Source organism: Pseudomonas sp. Irchel s3h14, assembly GCF_900187425.1.
In the GTDB taxonomy this organism is placed as follows: domain Bacteria; phylum Pseudomonadota; class Gammaproteobacteria; order Pseudomonadales; family Pseudomonadaceae; genus Aquipseudomonas.
In genome coordinates, this window is record NZ_FYDJ01000001.1 from 363,781 (window position 1) to 385,094 (window position 21,314).

Annotated in this window: 22 protein-coding genes and 1 pseudogene; 15 read left to right on the plus strand and 8 right to left on the minus strand. The window is 60.1% G+C overall.

Translation table 11 applies throughout. The features are described from left to right. Positions 1-30 precede the first annotated feature (30 nt). The 8 genes and pseudogenes from CKW16_RS32425 to CKW16_RS01780 all read left to right on the plus strand — a co-directional run. Positions 31-349, plus strand: a pseudogene (locus CKW16_RS32425) (sensor histidine kinase); the annotation flags it as partial. Continuing rightward, positions 346-1,092 carry a LytTR family DNA-binding domain-containing protein gene (locus tag CKW16_RS01750; protein ID WP_046045093.1) on the plus strand — a complete coding sequence of 249 codons (747 nt, stop codon included), beginning with the start codon at positions 346-348 and terminating at the stop codon, positions 1,090-1,092. The pseudogene CKW16_RS32425 and the gene CKW16_RS01750, both read left to right, overlap by 4 nt. Positions 1,093-1,229: 137 nt before the next feature. Next, on the plus strand, positions 1,230-2,171 hold the full coding sequence (gene hemC / locus CKW16_RS01755; RefSeq protein WP_095126959.1) for a hydroxymethylbilane synthase: 942 nt from the start codon (positions 1,230-1,232) through the stop codon (positions 2,169-2,171). After that, a complete protein-coding gene (locus CKW16_RS01760) occupies positions 2,168-2,935 on the plus strand; it encodes a uroporphyrinogen-III synthase (protein ID WP_095126960.1) in 768 nt (255 codons plus the stop codon). Before hemC ends, CKW16_RS01760 begins: the two co-directional genes overlap by 4 nt. A 16-nt stretch (positions 2,936-2,951) precedes the next feature. Continuing rightward, positions 2,952-4,106 carry a uroporphyrinogen-III C-methyltransferase gene (locus tag CKW16_RS01765; RefSeq protein ID WP_095126961.1) on the plus strand — a complete coding sequence of 385 codons (1,155 nt, stop codon included), beginning with the start codon at positions 2,952-2,954 and terminating at the stop codon, positions 4,104-4,106. Continuing rightward, entirely contained in the window at positions 4,103-5,341 is a 1,239-nt protein-coding gene (locus tag CKW16_RS01770) for a heme biosynthesis protein HemY (protein WP_095126962.1), read from the plus strand. The genes CKW16_RS01765 and CKW16_RS01770 overlap by 4 nt, the downstream gene beginning before the upstream one ends. A gap of 229 nt (positions 5,342-5,570) precedes the next feature. After that, positions 5,571-6,122, plus strand: a complete 552-nt coding sequence (locus CKW16_RS01775) for a disulfide bond formation protein B (RefSeq protein WP_095126963.1) — start codon at positions 5,571-5,573, stop codon at positions 6,120-6,122. A 179-nt stretch (positions 6,123-6,301) separates the two neighbouring features. Beyond that, the gene (locus tag CKW16_RS01780; RefSeq protein WP_046045098.1) at positions 6,302-6,760 is read left to right on the plus strand and encodes an Rsd/AlgQ family anti-sigma factor; all 459 of its coding nucleotides are present in this window, start codon (positions 6,302-6,304) and stop codon (positions 6,758-6,760) included. Positions 6,761-6,823: 63 nt separating this feature from the next. Here CKW16_RS01780 and CKW16_RS01785 read toward each other — a convergent pair whose 3' ends face one another. Next, positions 6,824-7,489, minus strand: a complete 666-nt coding sequence (locus tag CKW16_RS01785; RefSeq protein WP_095126964.1) for an FKBP-type peptidyl-prolyl cis-trans isomerase — start codon at positions 7,487-7,489, stop codon at positions 6,824-6,826. A gap of 192 nt (positions 7,490-7,681) precedes the next feature. On the opposite strand from CKW16_RS01785, the gene CKW16_RS01790 reads away from it, so the two are divergent. Next, a complete protein-coding gene (locus CKW16_RS01790) occupies positions 7,682-8,791 on the plus strand; it encodes an AlgP family protein (protein WP_095126965.1) in 1,110 nt (369 codons plus the stop codon). Here the strand turns inward: CKW16_RS01790 and CKW16_RS01795 are convergent. Beyond that, positions 8,788-9,252 (minus strand): TIGR02444 family protein, encoded by a 465-nt coding sequence (locus CKW16_RS01795; protein WP_095126966.1) that lies wholly within the window; start codon positions 9,250-9,252, stop codon positions 8,788-8,790. The two genes, CKW16_RS01790 and CKW16_RS01795, sit on opposite strands and share 4 nt — an antisense overlap. A gap of 50 nt (positions 9,253-9,302) precedes the next feature. Here CKW16_RS01795 and CKW16_RS01800 point away from each other — a divergent pair, with 50 nt between their 5' ends. The 3 genes from CKW16_RS01800 (at position 9,303) to CKW16_RS01810 (ending at position 12,679) form a co-directional block, all read left to right on the plus strand. After that, on the plus strand, positions 9,303-11,213 hold the full coding sequence (locus CKW16_RS01800; protein ID WP_095126967.1) for an ATP-binding cassette domain-containing protein: 1,911 nt from the start codon (positions 9,303-9,305) through the stop codon (positions 11,211-11,213). After that, positions 11,213-11,794: a mechanosensitive ion channel family protein gene (locus tag CKW16_RS01805; RefSeq protein ID WP_095126968.1), complete on the plus strand. Its 582-nt coding sequence runs from the start codon at positions 11,213-11,215 to the stop codon at positions 11,792-11,794. Before CKW16_RS01800 ends, CKW16_RS01805 begins: the two co-directional genes overlap by 1 nt. A 252-nt stretch (positions 11,795-12,046) precedes the next feature. Then, entirely contained in the window at positions 12,047-12,679 is a 633-nt protein-coding gene (locus CKW16_RS01810) for a LysE family transporter (protein WP_095126969.1), read from the plus strand. A 54-nt stretch (positions 12,680-12,733) separates the two neighbouring features. On the opposite strand, the gene CKW16_RS01815 is transcribed toward CKW16_RS01810, so the two are convergent. The 4 genes from CKW16_RS01815 to CKW16_RS01830 are packed head-to-tail and all read right to left on the minus strand — an operon-like array spanning position 12,734 to position 15,879. Beyond that, positions 12,734-13,477 carry a penicillin-binding protein activator LpoB gene (locus CKW16_RS01815; protein WP_095126970.1) on the minus strand — a complete coding sequence of 248 codons (744 nt, stop codon included), beginning with the start codon at positions 13,475-13,477 and terminating at the stop codon, positions 12,734-12,736. Positions 13,478-13,480: 3 nt separating this feature from the next. Further along, a complete protein-coding gene (gene lpoB, locus CKW16_RS01820; RefSeq protein ID WP_008150305.1) occupies positions 13,481-14,071 on the minus strand; it encodes a penicillin-binding protein activator LpoB in 591 nt (196 codons plus the stop codon). 23 nt (positions 14,072-14,094) lie between these two features. After that, positions 14,095-14,469, minus strand: coding sequence for a YcfL family protein (locus CKW16_RS01825; protein ID WP_046045107.1), 375 nt, complete (start codon positions 14,467-14,469; stop codon positions 14,095-14,097). A 12-nt stretch (positions 14,470-14,481) separates the two neighbouring features. Then, entirely contained in the window at positions 14,482-15,879 is a 1,398-nt protein-coding gene (locus CKW16_RS01830; protein WP_095126971.1) for a COG3014 family protein, read from the minus strand. 166 nt (positions 15,880-16,045) lie between these two features. On the opposite strand from CKW16_RS01830, the gene CKW16_RS01835 reads away from it, so the two are divergent. Together CKW16_RS01835 and CKW16_RS01840 are read left to right on the plus strand one after the other, a co-directional pair. Further along, positions 16,046-17,944 (plus strand): cytochrome c/FTR1 family iron permease, encoded by a 1,899-nt coding sequence (locus tag CKW16_RS01835; RefSeq protein WP_095126972.1) that lies wholly within the window; start codon positions 16,046-16,048, stop codon positions 17,942-17,944. A 27-nt stretch (positions 17,945-17,971) separates the two neighbouring features. Continuing rightward, positions 17,972-18,427 (plus strand): YaiI/YqxD family protein, encoded by a 456-nt coding sequence (locus CKW16_RS01840; protein ID WP_095126973.1) that lies wholly within the window; start codon positions 17,972-17,974, stop codon positions 18,425-18,427. A gap of 114 nt (positions 18,428-18,541) precedes the next feature. Here the strand turns inward: CKW16_RS01840 and elbB are convergent, their stop codons facing one another. Beyond that, complete coding sequence (gene elbB, locus CKW16_RS01845) at positions 18,542-19,210, minus strand: isoprenoid biosynthesis glyoxalase ElbB (protein ID WP_095126974.1); 669 nt, start codon at positions 19,208-19,210, stop codon at positions 18,542-18,544. A gap of 115 nt (positions 19,211-19,325) precedes the next feature. On the opposite strand from elbB, the gene CKW16_RS01850 reads away from it, so the two are divergent. Continuing rightward, positions 19,326-20,561: a sterol desaturase family protein gene (locus CKW16_RS01850; protein ID WP_095126975.1), complete on the plus strand. Its 1,236-nt coding sequence runs from the start codon at positions 19,326-19,328 to the stop codon at positions 20,559-20,561. Here the strand turns inward: CKW16_RS01850 and CKW16_RS01855 are convergent. Beyond that, positions 20,542-21,165 carry a DedA family protein gene (locus tag CKW16_RS01855; RefSeq protein ID WP_095126976.1) on the minus strand — a complete coding sequence of 208 codons (624 nt, stop codon included), beginning with the start codon at positions 21,163-21,165 and terminating at the stop codon, positions 20,542-20,544. The two genes, CKW16_RS01850 and CKW16_RS01855, sit on opposite strands and share 20 nt — an antisense overlap. Positions 21,166-21,314 lie beyond the last annotated feature (149 nt).

Sequence of the window (21,314 nt, forward strand, 5' to 3'; positions counted from 1 at the left end):
TCCATACTCGAATCAAAGCCGAGGGGATTTGCGCAACGATATTTTTCAATTGAGCAATATCGTGCCGGCAACCGTCTACAGTTGGACAGTAGGATCAGCGCAGTTCCAGACGCTGCGGCTGACTATAAGAAGAGGGGTGTTCGTATTGTGTATCAACAAACCCTACGGCGATGCCTCGCCAATGCGGGCCTGGGCCGCCAAACGCACGACAGATGAAAATTTAGCCGTCGGTCGGGCGGCACTTTTTGGCCCTCGCGCTAGTCTTAGCGTGGATCGCGGTGACGGACGTCACTTCACCTGTCTACGCTATCCTTGTGCGAGACTCACGCAGGAATCCAGCGCAATATGAATGTCCTGATCGTTGATGACGAACCCCTTGCCCGCGAGCGCCTGAGCCGAATGGTTGGCGAACTCGAGGGATACAGTGTCCTGGAGCCTAGCGCCACGAACGGCGATGAGGCGTTGGCTCTGATCGACAGCCACAAACCCGATATCGTGCTGCTCGATATCGGCATGCCGGGCCTCGATGGCCTGCAAGTGGCTGCACGATTGTGCGAACGCGAAACCCCGCCCGCCGTGGTGTTTTGCACAGGGCCCGATGAATTTGCCGTGGAAGCCTTACAGGCCAGCGCTGTAGGCTATCTGGTGAAACCTGTGCGTACAGAACAATTGCATGAAGCGTTGAAAAAAGCCGAGCGGCCCAATCGTGTCCAGCTCGCGGCCCTGACCCGTCCTGCCGCCGAAAGTGGCAGCGGCCCGCGCAGCCACATCAGCGCCCGTACCCGTAAAGGTATCGAACTGATCCCGTTGGGTCAGGTGGTCTACTTCATTGCGGATCACAAATACGTGACCTTGCGCCACGAAGGCGGCGAAGTGCTGCTGGATGAGCCGCTCAAGGCCCTTGAAGATGAATTTGGCGACCGCTTCGTGCGAATCCACCGCAACGCGCTGGTCGCCCGCGAACGCATCGAACGCCTGCAGCGCACGCCTCTGGGGCATTTTCAGCTGTTCCTCAAAGGCTTGAACGGCGATGCCCTGATCGTCAGCCGACGGCATGTGGCCGGCGTGCGCAAGATGATGCAACAGCTTTAATCCGCCATTTACGGGCGGGTTTCATCCCGATTGCTGGATGTCTGAGGCCAGGGAGGCCACGCGTTTTCTGATACAAGTCAAAGTGGATTTGGCTGAGCTGTTATTATCCGCCGTATCTATTCAGTACGGATTGATCCATGTCCTCTCGCGAAATCCGCATCGCCACCCGTAAAAGTGCACTCGCCCTGTGGCAGGCCGAATACGTCAAAGCCCGTCTGGAAGAGGCCCATCCGGGTCTGCTCGTGACGTTGGTGCCCATGGTCAGTCGCGGTGACAAATTGCTCGACTCGCCACTGTCGAAAATCGGCGGCAAGGGCCTGTTCGTCAAAGAACTGGAAACCGCGCTGCTGGAAAACGAAGCCGACATCGCGGTGCACTCGATGAAAGACGTGCCGATGGACTTCCCTGAAGGCCTCGGTCTGTTTTGCATCTGCGAGCGAGAAGACCCGCGTGATGCCTTCGTTTCCAATACCTACGCCAGCCTGGACGAATTGCCGCAAGGCAGCATCGTCGGCACCTCCAGCCTGCGCCGTCAGGCTCAGTTGCTGACCCGTCGTCCGGACCTGGAAATTCGCTTCCTGCGCGGCAACGTCAACACTCGGCTGGCCAAGCTCGATGCCGGCGAATACGACGCCATTATCCTCGCCGCCGCCGGCCTGATTCGTCTCGGCTTTGAAGATCGCATCACCTCGGCCATCAGCGTCGACGACAGTCTGCCGGCCGGTGGCCAAGGTGCGGTGGGTATCGAATGCCGCAGCGGCGACAGCGAAATTCACGCGCTGTTGGCACCGCTGCATCACCAGGACACTGCGATCCGCGTGACCGCCGAACGTGCTCTCAACAAACATTTGAATGGCGGCTGCCAAGTGCCGATCGCCTGCTATGCCGTGCTTGAAGGCGAGCAGATCTGGTTGCGTGGTCTTGTCGGTGATCCGAACGGCGGTCTGCTGCTCAGCGCCGAGGCTCGTGCGCCACGTAGCGACGCCGAAGCCTTGGGAGTGCAAGTGGCTGAAGACCTGCTGAGTCAAGGCGCCAACGACATCCTGAAAGCGGTCTACGGCGAGGCAGGTCACGAGTGACGGGTTGGCGCCTGCTGCTGACGCGTCCCGCGGATGAGTCGGCGGCGCTGAGCAGTCTTTTGGCCGAAAAGGGGATTTTCAGCAGCAGTTTGCCGCTTTTGGAGATCGAGCCGATTCCTGTCTCTGACACAATGCGCGAGGTGATTCAGGGACTGGATCGCTATTGCGCGGTAATCGTGGTCAGCAAACCGGCCGCCAGAATTGCTGTGGATCTGCTCGACCGGTATCGGCCGCAACCCCCTCGTTTGAAGTGGTTTAGCGTGGGCGCAGCCACCGCGCAGATCCTCGAGGATCGTGGGTTGGACATCAGCTTTCCGGTGGATGGCGATGACAGCGAAGCCTTGCTTGAACTTCCTCAGTTGCGCGAGGCAATCGCACGGCCCGGTCCACGCGTGCTGATCATGCGCGGGGAGGGCGGGCGCGAGTTGCTGGCTGAGCGTTTGCGCGAGCTTGGTGCTAGTGTCGAGTATCTGGAGTTGTACCGCCGCGACCTGCCGCACTACCCGCCGGCAGCGCTGCCTGACCGGATCGAAGCGGAACGCTTGAACGGGCTGGTGGTCAGCAGTGGACAGGGTTTTGAGCACCTGCATCAATTGGCCGGCGATGCCTGGCCGCAATTGGCGCGGTTGCCGTTGTTTGTTCCAAGCCCCCGGGTCGCCGAGCTGGCACGTGCCGCCGGGGCCCAAACAGTTGTGGATTGTCGTGGCGCCAGTGCCGCGGCTTTGCTGACGGCGTTACGGGAGCATCCCGGACCCGTTTTCTAATGCAAAGGATGGATACGTGAGCGAAACAGCCTTGCCTAAAGATGACGTCCAGCCAGTGCTCGATGCGCCGGTTGAAGCACCGGTTGAAACCGGGCCACCTGCTGCAGTGCAGCGCCGAGGCAATGGGCTGGCAATCGTCGCGCTGCTGCTGGGCGCTGCCGGTGTCGCCGTGGGCGGTTGGGGAGTCTGGCAGGTGCGTCACCTGCAAGCCAATACTCAACTGCAGTTGAGTCAGGTCCAGGCATTGAACGATCAGGCGCAGGACCTGAAGCTCAATGAACAACGCCTGACTGCTCGCCTGGAACAAATGCCAGCCGCCGCCGAGCTCGACGCGCGCAGTCGTTTGGTTACTCAGCTTCAAGGTGATCAGCAACGCTTGAATCAACGTCTGGAAACGGTTCTCGGCGCCAGCCGCAAGGATTGGCGTCTGGCCGAGGCCGAGCACCTGCTGCGTCTGGCCAGCCTGCGTCTTTCCGCGTTGCAGGACATCAGCAGTGCCCAGGCTTTGGTGCAGGGCGCCGATGAAATTCTGCGCGAACAGAACGACCCGGGCTCTTTTGCCGCTCGCGAGCAAGTGGCCAAAACGCTGGTGGCATTGCGTAGCACCCAACAGCCGGATCGCACCGGTCTGTTCCTGCGACTGGGGGCGCTGCGCGATCAGGTGGTCAGCCTCACCGAGTTGGCACCCGAGTACAAGGACCGTGGTGAATCCCTGTTGGGGCTCACCGCCGATGGCGACGGCGCCAGTCGCTGGGCGCAGTGGTGGGATCAGGTCTCGCGCTACATCCGCATCGACTTTAACGCCGACAAGAATGTGCGTCCGTTGCTGGCCGGGCAGAGTCTGAGCCAGGTGCGCCTGGCCCTGAGCCTGGCGCTGGAGCAGGCGCAATGGGCCGCGCTGAATGGCCAGGCCGCGGTTTATACCCAGGCGCTGGCTGAAGCGCGGGACGTGCTCAAGGGCAACTTCAACCCGGACAACCCTCAGAGCAAAGTGATGCTTGAGCAGGTTGGCGAGTTGAGCAAGCAACCGGTCACCGTCGTCACGCCAGATCTGACCGGCACGCTGAGTGCGGTTCAGGGGTATCTGGAGCGGCGTAATGTCAACGCCGAGGACTCGATCAAACCGATGGCCAAACCTGCCGCGGACACCGCTCAGGAGGCGACGCCATGAAACGCCTCTATGTGATCGTGTTCCTGGTGATCGCTGCGGCTGCCGCGCTTGGGCTGGCGATTGCCGAGCATTCCGGTTACGTGCTGATCGCCTACAAAAGCTTTCGCTATGAGTCGAGCCTGTGGGCAACCCTGGCGTTGGTCGCCGTGCTGTGGCTGGTGTTCTGGGGCATCAGGGCGTTGATCGAATTGGTGACGACTTCCAGCGGCGTGGTCAATCCCTGGTCGCGGCGCAATCGCAGTCGCCGGGTGCAGGTGGCGATTGAACACGGTCAGCTGGATCTGGCCGAAGGTCGCTGGGCCAGTGCGCAGCGTCATCTGCATCGGGCAGCGGAAGCCGAGCGCCAGCCTTTGCTTTACTACCTCGGCGCTGCCCGGGCCGCGAACGAACAAGGTCAATACGAGGAAAGCGACAACCTGCTGGAGCGCGCTCTGGAGCGACAACCCCAGGCAGAACTGGCGATTGCCCTGAGCCACGCACAATTACAGACTGACCGCGGTGATACGGAAGGCGCCTTGGTGACCCTGCAAGCCATGCACGAGCGTCATCCTCATAACGTCCAGACCTTGCGCCAGTTGCAGCGCTTGCACCAACAGCGGGGCGACTGGTCGGCGGTGATTCGTCTGCTGCCGGAGCTGCGCAAGGACAAGGTCCTGCCGCCGGCCGAACTGGCCGAACTGGAACGCCGGGCATGGGGTGAGAACCTGTCCCTGGCGGCGCATCAGGAAGAAGACGGGACGGTCGGCTTGCAATCGCTTAATCGCGCCTGGCAGCAGTTGACCTCAGCTCAGCGTCAGGAGCCGCAACTGGTGCTCGCGTATGCCGAGCAACTTCGGCAACTGGGTGCTCAGGTCGAGGCCGAAGAGGTCCTGCGAACGGCGCTCAAGCGCAACTACGACAGTCATCTGGCGCGCCTCTACGGACTCGTTCGCGGCAGTGATCCGGCACGTCAACTGCACACCGCCGAGAGTTGGCTCAAGGAACATCCGGCCGACCCAAGCCTGTTGCTGACCTTGGGGCGCTTGTGTCTGCAAAGCAGCCTTTGGGGCAAGGCCCGGGACTATCTGGAAAGCAGCCTGCGCGTGCAGCGCAACCCGGAAGCCTGCGCGGAGCTGGCGCGGCTGCTGGCGCAGCTGGGTGACACAGAACGCAGCAATCAGTTGTTCCAGGAGGGCTTGGGCTTGTTGGACGAGCGCTTGCTGGCGGCACCGTTGCCGGTTCCTGTTCACGCTTGAAGAGTGGACGACGGGTCGCTCGAAGGAGCGATCCCGTCGCCTGCAAACTGCCGGGATTTTACCTTTGTAGTCCGTCATCGGCAGAGTCCTACAGGGGACTACACCTAATCCTCTCGTTCCTGTCGGGTTTTCCCTACACTTCTGTTGAAGTGTCCCCGCTGGCCTGCCTTGAAAGGCTGACGCGCTTTCCTCTACCGTAACCGCCTGTCTCTACTGTTACGGAAATGCCATGTCTTTGGCCTGCTCACGCTCCTTGTTTTTCATGGCTTTCATTGCAGGTGCCCTGGCCCTGGGCGTGTCCTATTACCTGGAATATGCGGTCGGCCTCAAACCTTGCGGGTTGTGCCTGTTGCAGCGCTTTTGCCTCGCGTTGCTCACAGGTATCTGCCTGGTGGCTTCGGTGCATGGGCCGGGCCGCTTCGGGTCTTTCCTGTATTGGCTGCTCGGGCTGTTTTGCAGTCTGGCGGGTATGGTCTCGGCGTGGCGGCAGGTTTTGCTGCAGAGCGATCCAGCGCATCAGCTGTTGACGTGCCCGCCTAATCTGGCTGTTCAGTACGAGGACATGCCCTGGTTTTGCCAGGTGACACAGATGTTTAAAGGGGAGACGGAGTGCGCGGAGATTTCCTGGACACTGTTCGACCTGAGCATTCCTGAATGGAGTCTGCTGTTCTTCATGGCAATGACAATTCTGGGAATCTATCAGCAGCTGCGCGTTGTCTGGAAAGCCTGTCTGCGACCGCTCAGCGGCGGTTCGTCGCACCGGGCGCTGGCGGGTGATTAAACACTTGTATGAACTTTATCTCCTGCGTACCTTGAAGCCATTGTCGCGCGGGCATAATCTGGCCCGCACGTGTCATTGGAATTATGTTGCTCGAATGACGCTCTGCCTGGCCGATACTTGACCTTCAAGTGTGGCGATGGGTGTAGGGCAGCATGACCCACAAGGGAAGAGAGATCACCATGCTCGAAAGTTGTCAGAATGCTCAGGAACGTTGGGGTGGAGTGCATCTGCTGATCGATCGCTGGTTGCAGGAGCGTCACGAACTGGTTCGGGCCTATGATGCTCTCGGCGCCAAGCCTGAGGCACTGGGTGAGAACCGCAAGCCGTTGCAGGAATTCTGCGGCGTGCTGGTCGATTACGTGTCTGCCGGGCACTTCGAGATCTACGAACAGCTGACCGGCGAAGCCAAAGCGTTTGGTGATACTCGCGGGCTCGAGTTGGCCGAGACCATCTACCCTCGTATCGATGTCATCACCGAGAAGCTGCTAGCGTTCAATGACCTGTGTGATGCAGGTCAATGCGTGGCAGAGAAATTCAAAGAGCTGGGTGGCCTGTTGCACGAACGCTTCGAACTGGAAGACTGCCTGATCGAAGTGCTGCACACCGCTCACAAGGAAGAGGATTCGGTTCAGGCTTGAACCCCCTTCCTGCAAAACCTCCAAAAACGGTGCGCTATGCGTGCCGTTTTTCGTTTCCGGTATTCAGCTGGTGGCACCGCGCAATTCGACTTCGAATACCAGCGGTGTGAACGGCGCAATCAGGTCGCCGGCACCTTCGGCGCCATAGGCTTCGGCCGATGGAATCACCAGGCGCCATTTCGCACCGACCGGCATTTGCTGCAACGCGCTACGCCATCCGCTGATCACGCTGTCGAGACTGAACCACTGCGGCTGACTGTTCTGATCGAACACCGTGCCGTCGGGAAGGCGACCGATGTACAGCACCTGAACTTTGCCGTTGGGGCCGGCTTTGGCACCTGTGCCCGGCGCCAACTCTGTTAGCAATATTCCATCGGCCAGCTCACGAACCCCCTGTCTGGCTTTTTCCTCGGCGAGAAAGGCCTGCTCTTTTTCGAGGGCGATTTCACTTTGCGGCGTGCTCGGTTGCAAGGCGACCCGGGCTTCGTGCTCGGTAAGAATCTGTTCGATCTGCTCATCTTTCAGCGCCAGGGGTTTGCCTTGATAGGCTTGTTGCAAGCCTTGGATCAGCGCCTGAAGTTGCAGATCGGGAACCTCCTGGCGCAGGCGTTCGCCCAGGCTTGCGCCCAGGCTGTAAGAGAGATCATGAGTGTCATTTTCTTTGGTTTTTTCGGCGGCCTGGGCCACGGAAAAAAACACGCACAGTGATAAAAAAAGGTAGCGCGACATGGGCACTCTCCGACCTGAGATGCGGGGGATTATGCCAGTGTGAATGCGCTCGACGGTGAACTGGTTTTACGCAGGCGCAGAAGAATTTCAATCTGTTGCAACGTCGCGCTTTGGATACTGTCAACATGCCCTAGCGGCGGTAGCAGCAGAGGTCTAGTATGAGCCGCACCCACGTCAGCCAGGAGGTAAACCATGTCGGCCACCAAGAAGCCTGTAAATACTCCGTTGCACTTACTCCAACAACTCTCGGGCAGCTTGCTCGAGCATCTGGAAAACGCTTGTTCCCAAGCCTTGGCTGATGCTGAAAAACTGCTCGCCAAATTGGAAAAGCAACGCGGAAAAGCGCAAGAAAAACTGCACAAGTCCCGTACCAAATTGCAGGACGCTGCGGCGGCCGGCAAGGCCAAGGCACAAGCCAAAGCCAAGGGCGTGGTGAAGGAGCTTGAGGACTTGCTCGATGCCCTCAAGGATCGTCAATCCGAAACTCGCAGCTACATTCTGCAACTCAAGCGCGATGCTCAAGAAAGCCTGAAACTGGCCCAGGGCGTCGGTCGTGTACAAGAGGCTGTCGGCAAGGCGTTGTCCCTGCGTTCGGCCAAGCCTGCTGCGGCTCCTGCCAAGAAAGCCGCTGCCAAACCGGCTGCTGCAAAAGCACCGGCCAAGCCTGCCGCGGCTCCTGTTAAAAAAACCGCCGCCAAAGCACCGGTGAAAGCCGCAGCAAAACCTGCCGCTAAACCTGCGGCAAAAAAACCAGTCGCTGCTAGCGCTGCAAAACCGGCTGCAAAAACAGCCGCCGCCAAACCTGCCGCCAAGCCAGCCGCTGCCAAAACAGCTGCCGCTAAACCGGCTGCAAGAACCGCTGCTGCCAAGCCGGCGGTGGCGAGAACTGCAGCGGCTAAACCAGCGGCTAAACCGGCTGCAAAACCAGCGGCTAGAACTGCCACTGCGAAACCTGCTGCCAAGCCTGCCGCGAAACCAGTCGCGACTAAAACTGCTGCCAAGCCAGCTGCAAAACCGGCTGCCAAAACTGCTGCTGCAAAACCTGCTGCAGCCAAGCCAGCCACTGCTGCAAAACCTGCTGCAGCGAAACCAGCAGCCAAACCTGCTGCTGCCAAACCGGCTGCAAAACCAGCAGTGAAAAAACCGGTTGCCGCCAAGCCGGCCGCCGCGCCAGTTGCCAAGCCAGCCAACCCGGCTCCGGCAGCAACGTCTGCTTTAGCAGCCGCCACCTCGACAGCCACGCCAGCGCCAACGCCGGCCGCCGCATCGATCGCAGCAACCACCCCAACCAGCGCTTCCTAAGTGCTGCTTACCGCGACGCGCAGCTGATGCAGCGCGTCGCGGTCCAGGTGGGCGGCGCCTGCCGTTACACCTTCCAGCCAGGCCGATAGATCGGTCGCCTCACCTTGCGGCCAACTCAACGCCGATCGTTCCAGTCGCACCAACAGATGTCGCTCGGCTTCCAGTTCGAGTGCCTTCACTTGCTCGCGCAAAGCATTCAGTTCGCTATCGTCAGCGGCAACGACTTTCCAATTCACTCGCAAGGCTCGCAGCGGTCGCACCACGTCTGCGTCCCACGGTTCGGCCACGCTACGCAGTTGCTGCAATCGGTGTTCGTTACAGGCAACGCCACGTTCTCCCAGCCACAGCCCGCAGAGCAGCAAGCACACATTGATTCCCGCCGACTGCAATTGCAGACATGCGGGTTCAACACCGGGACGGGCGTAAGTACTAAGGGAAAAGCTCCACAGGTCAGAGGACATAGTGCTACTCGCGCCAGTTGCGAGCGAAGCTGGTAGACTCCGCCGCCATTATGATTCGACTTCAGAACCTGACTTTACAGCGTGGCCCTCAACGTCTGCTAGAAGACGCCGAGCTGACCCTGCACGCCGGCCACAAAGCCGGCCTCATCGGTGCCAACGGCGCCGGCAAATCGAGCCTGTTCGCCTTGCTTCTGGGTGACCTGCACCCGGACTCGGGTGATTGCTTCTTGCCGGCGGACTGGCGCATCGCCCACATGCGCCAGGAGATCGACACCCTCGATCGGGTGGCGGTCGACTATGTGCTCGATGGCGACCTGCGCCTGCGCGAGGTGCAACGCGACCTTGCGGCAGCCGAAGCGGCCCATGACGGTACCGCTCAGGCCCGCCTGCACTCGGAACTCGACAGCGCCGACGGTTACACCGCCGACGCCCGGGCCCGAAAGCTGCTGGCCGGCCTTGGGTTCACCAATGAACAGATGGATCGCCAGGTAGGAGATTTCTCTGGTGGTTGGCGGATGCGTCTGAACCTGGCGCAGGCTTTGATGTGCCCCTCGGACTTGTTGTTGCTCGACGAACCGACCAACCACTTGGACCTCGACGCCATCATCTGGCTCGAAGAATGGCTCAAAAGCTATCCCGGCACCTTGATGCTGATTTCCCACGACCGGGACTTCCTCGATGCCGTGGTCGATCACGTGGCCCACGTCGATCAGCGCAAGATCACCCTGTATCGCGGTGGCTACAGCGCCTTCGAACGCGCCCGTGCCGAACGTCTGGCCCAGCAACAGCAGGCTTACGAGAAGCAGCAGGCGCAACGTGCGCACATGGAAAGCTACATCGCCCGCTTCAAGGCCCAGGCCACCAAGGCCCGTCAGGCCCAGAGCCGGATCAAGGCGCTGGAGCGGATGGAAGAGCTGTCCGCCGCCCACGTCGATTCGCCATTCGATTTCGTTTTCCGTGAATCAGTGAAAATCTCCAGCCCGTTGATTGACCTCTCCGACGCCCGACTGGGTTACGGCGAGCGAGCCGTGCTGGAGAAGGTCAAGTTGCAACTGACCCCCGGTGCGCGGATCGGTTTGCTTGGCCCGAACGGTGCCGGTAAATCGACCCTGATCAAAAACCTTGCCGGTGAACTCGAGCCGTTGTCCGGCCGACTGACCCGTGGCGAGAACACCGTCGTTGGCTACTTCGCCCAACATCAGCTGGACTCGCTTGACTCCAAGGCCAGCCCGTTGCTGCACATGCAACGCCTGGCGCCGACCGAGCGCGAGCAGACCCTGCGCGACTTCCTCGGTGGTTTCGACTTCCGCGGTGCGCGGATCGATGAGCCGGTGCTGAACTTCTCCGGTGGCGAAAAGGCGCGCCTGGCGCTGGCGTTGATCGCCTGGGGCCGGCCGAACCTGCTGCTGCTCGACGAACCGACCAACCACCTGGACCTGGAAATGCGCCTGGCGCTGACCATGGCGCTTCAGGAGTTCAGCGGCGCGGTACTGGTGGTCTCCCACGATCGTCATTTGCTCAAAAGCACCACCGACAATTTCTATCTGGTGGCGGACGGCAAGGTCGAGGAATTCGACGGCGACCTGGAAGACTACACCCGTTGGCTGGTGGACTACCGCCAGCGCAACGCCCCGGTCAGCAATACGCCGGTCAATCCGGACAAGACCGACAAGAAGGCCCAGCGCCAAGCGGCGGCCGCGTTGCGTCAGCAACTGGCGCCGCACAAGCGTGAGGCTGACAAGCTCGAAGCCGAGCTGGGCAAGCTGCACGAGAAACTGGCGAAGATCGATACCAGCCTCGGCGACAGCGACGTTTACGAGCCGGCGCGCAAGAACGACTTGCGTGATCTGCTGGCCGAACAGGCCAAGCTGAAGGTCCGTGAAGCCGAGCTGGAAGAAGCCTGGATGGAAGCGCTGGAATTGCTTGAAAGCATGCAGGCGGAGCTGGAGGCGCTGTCTTGATGGAAGCCTTCAAGCTGCCATTGCCTGCCGTGTGGATCGAGCCGATCTGGCTGGTCGTGCAAATCTTGCTGATCCTGCTGGCCGGTTATATCGCCCAGCGTGTTGTCGCTAAATGCCTGACTCGATTGGGCGAGCGCTATCCGTTTCCGCCGCAGTTTTTTATGCCGCTGCGCGGTGGCCTGCGCTGGCTGATCATGGGCAGCGCGCTGATCTTCGTGCTGGAACGCCTCGGGGTGTCGGCGACGGTGCTCTGGACCGCGTTGTCCGGGTTTGTCGCGGTCGCGGCCGTGGCGTTCTTCGCCATGTGGAGCGTGCTCTCGAATCTGTTGTGCGCAATCCTGATCTTCACCGTCGGCCCATTCCGCATCGGTGACGTGGTCGAATTGGTGGACACCACCGACAAGCCTGGCGTCAAAGGCCGGGTCGTTGCGATCAATCTGCTCTACACCACGCTGATCGAAGCCGAAGAGCTCGGCACCGGCAGCGCCATGGTGCAAGTGCCCAACAGCCTGTTCTTCCAGCGCTCGGTTCGACGCTGGCGCGGCAGCGATGTATTCCCTTCCAATGGGTTTGAAAAGTAGGCTCTGAATTCCTGCATTGATGTCGTCTGATACACCGCTTTCGCGAGCAAGCCCGCTCCCACACTAGATTGATGAGGATCACAAATTTTGTGTCCACTGGAGATCCCATGTGGGAGCGGGCTTGCTCGCGAAGGGGGCCTCAAGCCATAAACGCTGGTCGGCAGTCCACCCTGTCCTGCAAAAAATCGGTAGTCATCGGCCCAAAGCCGCATTAGCTTAGACGTCTGTCACGAGTCTGAGTCGAGGTGTGCGATGGTGCTTCAAACATGGCTGGCGTTTTTTGCCGCCTGCTGGGTGATCAGTCTGTCTCCCGGTGCCGGCGCCATTGCGTCGATGTCCAGCGGTCTGCGATACGGTTTCTGGCGCGGTTATTGGAACGCCCTGGGTCTGCAACTGGGCCTGGCGCTACAGATTGCGATTGTCGCCGCCGGTGTCGGTGCGATCCTCGCGGCGTCGTCCACCGCTTTCTACGCGATCAAATGGTTTGGCGTGGCCTATCTGGTTTACCTGGCGGTCAAGCAATGGCGCGCACTGCCCAATGACATGAGCGACGACGCGGCCGTCCGGCAAATCGGCAAGCCGATGGCTTTGGTGTTCCGGGGTTTCCTGGTGAACGTCAGCAACCCCAAGGCATTGGTGTTCATGCTGGCGGTGTTGCCGCAATTCATTGATCCGCATGCACCGCTGGTGGCGCAGTACCTGATCCTCGGTGTGACCATGATCTGCGTCGACCTGATCGTCATGGCCGGTTACACCGGACTTGCATCGAAGGTGCTGCGGATGTTGCGCACGCCCAAGCAGCAGAAACGCATGAACCGCACGTTTGCCGGACTGTTCATTGGTGCGGCGGCATTCATGGCGACGCTGCGCAAAGCGGCGGTGTAAAGCCGTCAGGCACTAAAAAGGCGACCCTTGGGGTCGCCTTTTTTGTTTCACGGATCAGCGCAGGATGACCGGCGCGGTATCCGGTGGCAGGTCATTGCGCGGCTCCGGTTGTCCTGACGGCTCATAACTTCCATCCCCGAGCTGTTCGCTCAATTGTCGGGCCACATCCTCGCCCAGAGACCGGGAAACTTCACGCACCACCCGCGGGCGGTTCAATGAAACGTGGATATCCCGGTCGTTCACCAGTTTGGTGTCCTGAGCCTCGCCCATGGCGGTAAAGGCCGACGTTATCTCGTAAGTCCTGGTGTTGATCAGGCTGAAGTCGGCCACCAAAGTCAGTGCCAGCACTGCCGAATAGCTGTCGGTATTGGCCAGCTCGTTCATGTCCTGGGTGAAGTCGATGTCCGACAGCGTGCCGAACAGCACGTAGTCGGCACCCTTGAAGTGGCCGGCCTTGATGCGTTTGATCACGTCATACACATCGCTTTTAGCGCTGGTGGTGTAGGGCGTGCCCTGAATCAGCTGGAACATCCCGGTCTTGAGCATCTGACCTTTGATGTCACCACTGAAACGCCTGATTTCGGTCTGTTCCAGATAGCTGTTCTGCGTCGTGTACTCGTCATAACTGGACGAGCCACTGGTGCCGTAATAGTCCTGCTGATGATTGTCCCGGGCCGAGATCACGTGAACGTATTGATCCACGCTCGCTTCATAAGCCAAGTCGGTCACCGCGATTTTCGGGGCTGCCTGGGCGCCAACGGCGCAAGCCAGAGCCATGATGCCAATCCATACACGCATTGCTCAGCGCTCCGTGGTCTTGCGGATTTCTTTCTCGTCCATCCACTCTGCCAGCCCACTTTCGACGTCGATCAATTGCAGGCTGAATTTGTAGAAGACGTCCTTGTAATCGTTGCTGCGCTTGACGATGGAGCTGATCGAGCCTTCCAGACGATATCGGGCGGCGATCATGTTGCCGGTTTTGGCCACGGTACTTTTCTTGTACAGGCCGCTCTGGTTTTGCAGCTTGAGCTGATCAACCTGGCTTTGCATATCGGTGTTGTCGCTGGCAAAACGCGCGGTGCCGGAGTGCATCAGCTGCGTTTTGATCGACGTGGTGATTTCCCGGGTGTCGATGTACTCGCTGGTCTTGTTCATCACGTCGTACACCTGAACCACCGGGCGACCTTTCAGAACGCCGGACTGGGCTAGGGAACGGGTCATGCTTTGCGCGATCATCTGCAGGTCGGTCGAGCCGAATTCGTTGGTGACCAGTTCCACGGCTTTCGGGTCGCCATAGCTGATGTTGCCACTGCCCAATACCGGCGAGCGGTTTTCGGCACAGCCACCGATCAGCAGCGCAGCCAGGGCAAGGAGCGAAACGCGTACAAACATGGGCAAGGTCTCAAGTGGTCGGTTCACGGCGTATTGATCTCCAGGCGGAAATCCACGGCTTGGGGCACGGGAGCGATGGCCGGCAGGAAGCTGGTCTGCTCGGCATACAGGGTCAGGCTTTTCCAGGTGTCGGCTTCGGCCACGGGAAAGCCTTCCGGTCCCAGCCAAAGATAGCGGTAATACAGCGTTCGGTTGTGGGTGTCGGTGTTGCTCAACTGCGTGTTGATGGTCAGGAAGCCGTTTTCCCTGGCCATGCGCATCGGGCCGATGGCCACGTTCTCGATCGGTCCGGTGGCCATGACTTTGCTGGCGGCACTGCCCGGTTCCGGCGGAGGTGGCGGGGTGGCGCAACCGGCCAACAGGGCCAGCGCGACAACGGCGAAGCATTTCAATCCCATGAAAATCTCCGTTCAGGGTTGGGCAGGGCTGATTGCAGCCTGCGGTGCGGGAAGGGTATCGAGCTGCAGGGCAACATCGGCGGCGAATCGGCGGTCACCCACCGCGCGCAGGCTGAAGGCTTGATGTGTCTGATCCAGCTTGAACCTGACCGGTGCAGCGTCCGGCGCGTTGGGCAGCGCCAGTTGGTGCAGGCCTTTCTTGAGCCGCAGGCGGGCGACCAGCGTCTTGTCCGGCAACGTACGCCAGCCGCGGGTATCGGCATCCTCGCGTTGAAGCTGCTGCAGGAGCGTTTCCTCAAGCTTTTCGGGTCTGTGCTTTTTCAGATAGGCCAGGTATTCGACATTGGACCGGGCACGATGGAGCGTACGCTGGATAATACCCGGCATGTCATCACGCAAGGTGCGACGCGACATATCACCAAAGCTGTTGAGCAATGTCAGCTTGTGTTTTTTGCCGTCCACCATGATGAAGGCCACCGGTGGCGTGGAGGTGTCGGGGACGAGGATCGGGAATGACATGTTGGTGATGTAGGTTTCACCTTCGACGTCCACCGAAATCGGCACGCGCACCGAGCTGCGCGCCGGCGCCAGGCCGGTTTGCACGATCAGCAGAACGTCGACCTCGCCCGCCTTCAGCGGGGATTTGGCCAGGTTGCGCAAGGCTTGTTCGAGCAGCGGCGTATTGGGGCGCAGCTCGATGGCCTGGCGATAGCCCGGCGCGGCGAGGTCTTTCTCGTTCAACGATTCATAAATGAAGCCGGCGAGGTAATGGCTGAAGGCACTCTGGTAGCTGTTCTTCAGCGCGATCACTTCGGGGGCGTCGAGGGTCGCTACCGGGTAGCCCTGAAGGTCCTGGAATTTCATCGCGGCCCCTTCTTCCTTCGCCTGGTTTTCCAGTTCCAGGTATTGCTTGTCACGTTTGTCGGCAATGGTTGCTTCGCGCTCGTGGGTTTTCTTGATCATGACGCGCGCCAGTTCCGTTTCAGAGCCGGAGAGCAGCATCAGGGCCATTTGCGTGGTCAGGGCGACTCTCTCGAAATCGTAGCCATCGTATAAGCGCACCTTGTCGTTGGCGCTGTAACTGTTGAACTCGGTGAATTTTTTGAAGGGGACGAACATGGGCGAATTGTCCCACCCTTCGATCAACCGGTCGGCGTAGTCCCAATGTTGATAACTGTCGGGGAAATTGCCGGTGAGGCGCAGCAATTCGCCTTTTTCGAAGTGGTAAAGCAAGTCGCCCGGGGGAATGGGATTGTTGCGGTCGAGTACGGCAACCGCACCGTCGACCTGCCCGGCCTTGAAATACTCGAGTGTTTCTCCCAGCTCCGCGTTGTAGTCACGCAGGGTGGGACAACCGCTCAGTAGCAAACAGGCACTGAGTACAAATATGAAGCGCAGGCGGGTGGCCATTTACGGTATGTCTTCCTTGAAAACAAGCCGCCATGAGGCGGCAAATTATAGACTTGGATGATGGCACTTTGTTCCTCTACCTCAGCGGCCGCCGCATACAAAGCTTGAGTGAAAGTCATTGGAAGTGAACAATGTGTTACTTCGTATTTCCAATTGAGATTCATTCATGACTGCCCCGTCCCGTTTCCTGGCCTGGCTGGTGTTGCCGTTGTTTGCCCTGTGCAGTTTCAACCTGCTGGCCGACACCGTGGAAGGCGCGCCACAAGCGCTGCATTTGCTTGATTACATCGGTGCGGATTACCCGGAAACGGTGCAAGCGGGCAAGGTCATTAATGAGTCCGAATACCAAGAGCAGCTGGAATTTATCAAGGCGCTGCAAGGCTTGATCGCCGCGATGCCGGCCAAACCGGAAAAAGCCGGGCTGGAGCAGGGCGTCAGCACGCTGCGCAACGCGATCACTGCGCGTCAGGACGGCGCGGACGTCGGCCGTCAGGCACGGCAACTCGGCGCCAAGCTGGCGGTGACCTATGAAGTCAGCCAGGCGCCGATCATTACGCCGGATCCGACCCGTGGTGCGCCGTTGTACGCTCAGCATTGTTCGGTGTGCCACGGCGACGCGGGTGCCGGGGATGGCCCGGCAGGTGTCGGTCTGATGCCGCCACCGTCCAATCTGCGTGATGCGGCGCGGCTGGATCACCTGAGCCTCTACGCGATCTACAGTACCCTGGGCCTCGGTGTCGAAGGCACCGACATGCCGGCCTTCGCCGATCAACTGGATGATCGTCAGCGGTGGGACCTGGCGACCTACATCGCCAGCTTCAGCGCCGATCCGGCTGCTGCAAAATCCGAAAAGACCTACAACATCGCCGACCTGGCCCGTCAGACTCCCGCAGAAGTGCAGGTTGCCGAGGGGCCGCAAGCGGCGGCGACCTTCCGTGCGCAGCGGGCGCAACCGCCGCAGGTCAAGCGTGGTCCGGCGCAGTTGCTCGACTACACCGCCGCGACTCTGGACAAGAGCATCGCCGCGTACCGTGCCGGTGATCACGATCAGGCTTATGACCTGTCGGTGGCGGCTTATCTGGAGGGCTTCGAACTGGTCGAAAGTTCTCTGGATAACGTCGACGCCAACGTGCGTAAAGACACTGAAAAATCGCTGATGGCTTACCGTCAGTCGTTGCAAGACGGTTTGCCGGTGGCTCAGGTCCAGCAGCGTCTGGACGCAGCCAAGGCCAAGTTGAAGGAATCCGCCGGCCTGCTGGGCAGCGATGGCCTGAGCTGGTCTCTGAGCTACATCTCCGGTTTGTTGATTCTGTTGCGCGAAGGTCTGGAAGCGATTCTGGTGTTGGCGGCAATCCTCGCGTTCCTGCGCAACACCGGCCAGCAATCGGCGGTGCGCAGCGTCAACGTCGGCTGGGGGCTGGCGCTGCTGGCGGGTCTGGCGACCTGGGCGCTGGCGGCGTACGTGATCGATGTCAGCGGCTCGCAACGCGAATTGCTGGAAGGTGCGACGGCGTTGTTTGCCGCCGTCATGGTGCTCTGGCTCGGCGTGTGGATGCACGATCGTCGTCACGCAGCGGCCTGGCAGGATTACATCAAGAGCAGCCTGGTGGGCGGCGGTGGGCGTTTCGGGTTTGCGACGCTGGCATTCTTCTCGGTGTATCGCGAGCTGTTTGAAGTGATTTTGTTCTACGAGACCCTGTGGCTGCAGGCGGGTCCAGCGGGGCATAACGCGGTACTGGCGGGTGGCGCGACGGCATTGGTGTTGTTGGTCGGTCTGGCGTGGGTGATTCTGCGTGGCTCGGCGAAGCTGCCGCTGTCGTTGTTTTTCAGTATCAACGCCGGTCTGTTGTGTGCGTTGTCGGTGGTGTTTGCCGGGCATGGCGTGAAGGCGTTGCAGGAAGCCGGGATTTTCGGCACCCGGCCGGTGCCGTTCTTTGACTTCGACTGGCTGGGGATCCACGCTGATGCGTATTCGCTGAGTGCGCAGGCGGTGGCGATTATCGCGATCATCGTGCTGTATAGCCGTAGTCGGCTGGCTGAGAAGCGGCGGGTGCCGGTTTCCTGATCCGAGTGATCCTCAAGAGGTAAAAACATGCGTGTGTGGATCGATGCCGACGCCTGCCCTCGGGCGGCCAAGGATCTGGTGGTGAAGTTCGCCCTCAAGCGCCAGTTCGAAGTGGTGCTGGTGGCCGGACAGCCGCAAATCAAGCCGGGCTTGGCCCTGGTGAAGCTGATCGTGGTGCCAAGTGGTCCGGATGCCGCAGACGACTATCTGGTGGAATACGCGGTCCCCGGCGAATTGGTGATCTGCAGCGATGTGCCGCTTGCCGACCGTCTGGTGAAAAAGGGCGTTGCGGCGCTGGATCCGCGGGGCAAAGAGTTCGATGCGCAGAACATGGGCGATCGGTTGGCGGTGCGTAACCTGTTCACCGATTTGCGTGAACAGGGGCAGATGAGCGGCGGGCCAGCGCCATTTGGCGAGCGTGAGAAGCAGGCGTTTGCCAATGCGCTGGACCGGATCCTCACGCGGCTTTCCCGTTCACACTGATCGTTCCCACGCTCTGCGTGGGAATGCCTCAACGGACGCTCCGCGTTCGGCTCTGGATTGGGACGCGGAGCGTCCCGGGCTGCATTCCCACGCAGAGCGTGGGAACGATCAGGGTCAGGCGTCGTTTTCGTGGGTCAGTTCCAGAACGCGGTCGACCAGTTTGTTGATGCCGGACGCCGCTTCGCTGATCGATTGCGCCAGCATGTAAGCCGGGGTGCATACCAGTTTGCGGGCCTTGTCTTCGACGATGTCGCTCACCGCGCAATCTTTGTGGGTGGCGCCCATCTTGTTCATGGCGGCGGCAGTATCGGCGTCGTTGCCGATGGTGCAGGTCACGCCCGGTCCATAGATCTTCGCCGCGAGCGCCGGTGAGATGCAGATCAGCCCGACTGGTTTGCCGGCCTCGGCAAAGGCTTCAGCCAGCGCCAGGACTTCCGGTTGCACGGTGCAGCCGGCGCCTTCGACGGCGAAGTTCGACAGGTTCTTGGCCGCTCCGAAACCACCCGGAACAATCAGCGCATCGAAGTCTTCAACGTCCGCTTCACGAATATCCTTGATGTTGCCTCGGGCGATCCGCGCCGACTCCACCAGCACGTTGCGCGACTCGGGCATTTCTTCGCCGGTCAGGTGATTGATCACATGCAATTGCGCGATGTTCGGTGCGAAACACTGCACCTGAGCCCCCCGCTGGTCCAGACGCAACAGGGTGATCACGCTTTCGTGGATCTCGGCGCCGTCGTACACGCCACAGCCGGATAGGATCACTGCAATTTTTTTGCTCATGGGCTTTTCTCCAGATTCATGGCGTTAAATGTCCACTAATTTGTCACTCGTTGCCATAGGGTTAATTCGCGGCTACACCTAGGATCTGTCCTCAAGATTCCGATCAGGGCGCGTCATGGACTTCATTCTGTATGCGGTGCCGTTTTTCTTTGTGCTGATTGCCGTCGAACTGCTGGCCGATCGTTGGCGCGGAGTGAGCAATTATCGCGTGGCTGACGCGATCAACAGCATGAGCACCGGCGTGCTGTCGACCACCACCGGCCTGCTGACCAAAGGCGTCGGCCTGGTGACGTATGCGTTTGCCCTCAAGCACCTGGCGCTGTTCGAACTCTCGGCTGACAGCGTTTGGGTCTGGGTTTTCGCCTTTGTGCTCTACGACTTCTGCTACTACTGGCTGCATCGCATGGGCCACGAACGCAACATCCTCTGGGCGGCGCATTCGGTGCATCACCAGAGCGAGGACTACAACCTGTCCACGGCGCTGCGTCAGACCAGTACCGGCTTCCTGCTGAGCTGGATCTTCTACCTGCCGATGGCCGTGCTCGGCGTGCCGTTGCTGGTATTCATCAGCGTCGCCTCGCTGAACTTGCTGTACCAATTCTGGGTGCATACCAAACACATTCCCAAGCTCGGCTGGTTCGAGTGGTTCTTCGTCACGCCGTCCAATCATCGGGCTCACCATGCACAGAACGCTCTCTACATGGATCGCAACTACGGCGGGGTGTTCATTATTTGGGACCGTCTATTTGGCTCGTTCCAGGAAGAGGACGAAAACGAACCGGTGATTTTCGGTGTCACCACGCCACTGGCGAGCTGGAATCCGTTGTGGGCGAACGTGCAGTTCTACGCACAGCTGTGGGATGACGCGCGGCGTGCGCAAAGCAAATGGGACAAGTTGCGCATCTGGTTCATGCGCACCGGTTGGCGGCCGGCGGACGTGGCGGCCAAGTACCCGATGAACAAGCCAGACCTGAGTCAGTTCCGTAAATTCGAAGTGCCGCTGGACGGGCGTCAGCAGCTTTACGTCGTGTTGCAGTTCTGCGTCTACATCGCGCTGGGCAGCTACTTGATGAACCTGGAGCAGAGTTTGCCAACCGCCGCGCTGGTGCTCGGCTGGAGTGCCGTGGCGCTGGGTTTGTTTACGTTGGGCGTGGCCCTGGAGAATCGCCCGTGGGCGCTGAAGCTGGAGCTGCTGCGCCTGGCGTCGAATGTGCCGCTGGTGTGGCTGGCACCGGTCGTTGGGCTATGGCCGGCCAGCGCGGTGGGCTGGGTCGGCCTGCTGAGTTATAGCCTGCTTAGCGGTATCGGTCTCTACTGCTGCAGAAACCGTTTCACTCGGCTGGCGTCTTAGTCTCGGCAGATTTGGCCAGTTCGGCCTGCTCGTCGGCGTAGATCTTCTTCGCCAGACGGGCGTTCTTGAGGCGTCGGCGCAACCACAGGCAAAAGCCCAGTATCAGCAGGGCGCCGAGCACCCACAGCTCGTACTTCTTGACGCTGCCGAGCATGCCTTCGAGCACCGCACCGAAGTGATACGCGGCGGCAGCCAGCGCGGCGGCCCAGATCGCGGCACCAATCCCGTTGAGCAGCAGATAACGTCCCGGCGGATAGCCCGACAGGCCGATCGCTACCGGCATCACCGTGCGCAGGCCATAGACAAAGCGGAAGCTCAGCACCCAAATGTCCGGGTGCCTGCGGATGTGTTCCAGAGCCCGGTCACCCATCAATTGCCAGCGCGGTTTGCGCGCCAGCAACTTGCGGCCGTGCTTGCGCCCCAGGAAATACCACAGCTGATCACCGGCATAACTGCCGAGGAACGCCACGATCATGACCAATTTGAGGTCCATGTATCCGCGGAACGCGAGGAAGCCTGCGAGCACCAGAATGGTTTCGCCTTCGAAAAACGTGCCGAGAAAGAGGGCGAAGTAGCCGAATTCCTGAAGAAATTGTTGGAGCATTGTCTGGATGCTGGCGAAATGAACGCGCAGCCTAACCCTTCGGGAACATTCATGAAAGTGTCCAAATGTGTCTCGACGTGAACATTTCCTACAAGGACAATGGAATGCGGCTACGTGACGCAGGGATGCACATAACTGTCATACGTTGG

What these genes read in the sequence shown, in the direction of transcription:
- CKW16_RS01835 (WP_095126972.1), top strand. Translation starts at nt 16,046, where the DNA reads ATGACTGCCCCGTCCCGTTTCCTGGCCTGGCTGGTGTTGCCGTTGTTT.
- elbB (WP_095126974.1), bottom strand. Translation starts at nt 19,210, where the DNA reads ATGAGCAAAAAAATTGCAGTGATCCTATCCGGCTGTGGCGTGTACGAC.
- CKW16_RS01830 (WP_095126971.1), bottom strand. Translation starts at nt 15,879, where the DNA reads ATGGCCACCCGCCTGCGCTTCATATTTGTACTCAGTGCCTGTTTGCTA.
- CKW16_RS01825 (WP_046045107.1), bottom strand. Translation starts at nt 14,469, where the DNA reads ATGGGATTGAAATGCTTCGCCGTTGTCGCGCTGGCCCTGTTGGCCGGT.
- CKW16_RS01790 (WP_095126965.1), top strand. Translation starts at nt 7,682, where the DNA reads ATGTCGGCCACCAAGAAGCCTGTAAATACTCCGTTGCACTTACTCCAA.
- lpoB (WP_008150305.1), bottom strand. Translation starts at nt 14,071, where the DNA reads ATGTTTGTACGCGTTTCGCTCCTTGCCCTGGCTGCGCTGCTGATCGGT.
- hemC (WP_095126959.1), top strand. Translation starts at nt 1,230, where the DNA reads ATGTCCTCTCGCGAAATCCGCATCGCCACCCGTAAAAGTGCACTCGCC.
- CKW16_RS01810 (WP_095126969.1), top strand. Translation starts at nt 12,047, where the DNA reads ATGGTGCTTCAAACATGGCTGGCGTTTTTTGCCGCCTGCTGGGTGATC.
- CKW16_RS01850 (WP_095126975.1), top strand. Translation starts at nt 19,326, where the DNA reads ATGGACTTCATTCTGTATGCGGTGCCGTTTTTCTTTGTGCTGATTGCC.
- CKW16_RS01785 (WP_095126964.1), bottom strand. Translation starts at nt 7,489, where the DNA reads ATGTCGCGCTACCTTTTTTTATCACTGTGCGTGTTTTTTTCCGTGGCC.
- CKW16_RS01800 (WP_095126967.1), top strand. Translation starts at nt 9,303, where the DNA reads ATGATTCGACTTCAGAACCTGACTTTACAGCGTGGCCCTCAACGTCTG.
- CKW16_RS01805 (WP_095126968.1), top strand. Translation starts at nt 11,213, where the DNA reads ATGGAAGCCTTCAAGCTGCCATTGCCTGCCGTGTGGATCGAGCCGATC.
- CKW16_RS01775 (WP_095126963.1), top strand. Translation starts at nt 5,571, where the DNA reads ATGTCTTTGGCCTGCTCACGCTCCTTGTTTTTCATGGCTTTCATTGCA.
- CKW16_RS01855 (WP_095126976.1), bottom strand. Translation starts at nt 21,165, where the DNA reads ATGCTCCAACAATTTCTTCAGGAATTCGGCTACTTCGCCCTCTTTCTC.
- CKW16_RS01770 (WP_095126962.1), top strand. Translation starts at nt 4,103, where the DNA reads ATGAAACGCCTCTATGTGATCGTGTTCCTGGTGATCGCTGCGGCTGCC.
- CKW16_RS01780 (WP_046045098.1), top strand. Translation starts at nt 6,302, where the DNA reads ATGCTCGAAAGTTGTCAGAATGCTCAGGAACGTTGGGGTGGAGTGCAT.
- CKW16_RS01840 (WP_095126973.1), top strand. Translation starts at nt 17,972, where the DNA reads ATGCGTGTGTGGATCGATGCCGACGCCTGCCCTCGGGCGGCCAAGGAT.
- CKW16_RS01750 (WP_046045093.1), top strand. Translation starts at nt 346, where the DNA reads ATGAATGTCCTGATCGTTGATGACGAACCCCTTGCCCGCGAGCGCCTG.
- CKW16_RS01815 (WP_095126970.1), bottom strand. Translation starts at nt 13,477, where the DNA reads ATGCGTGTATGGATTGGCATCATGGCTCTGGCTTGCGCCGTTGGCGCC.
- CKW16_RS01795 (WP_095126966.1), bottom strand. Translation starts at nt 9,252, where the DNA reads ATGTCCTCTGACCTGTGGAGCTTTTCCCTTAGTACTTACGCCCGTCCC.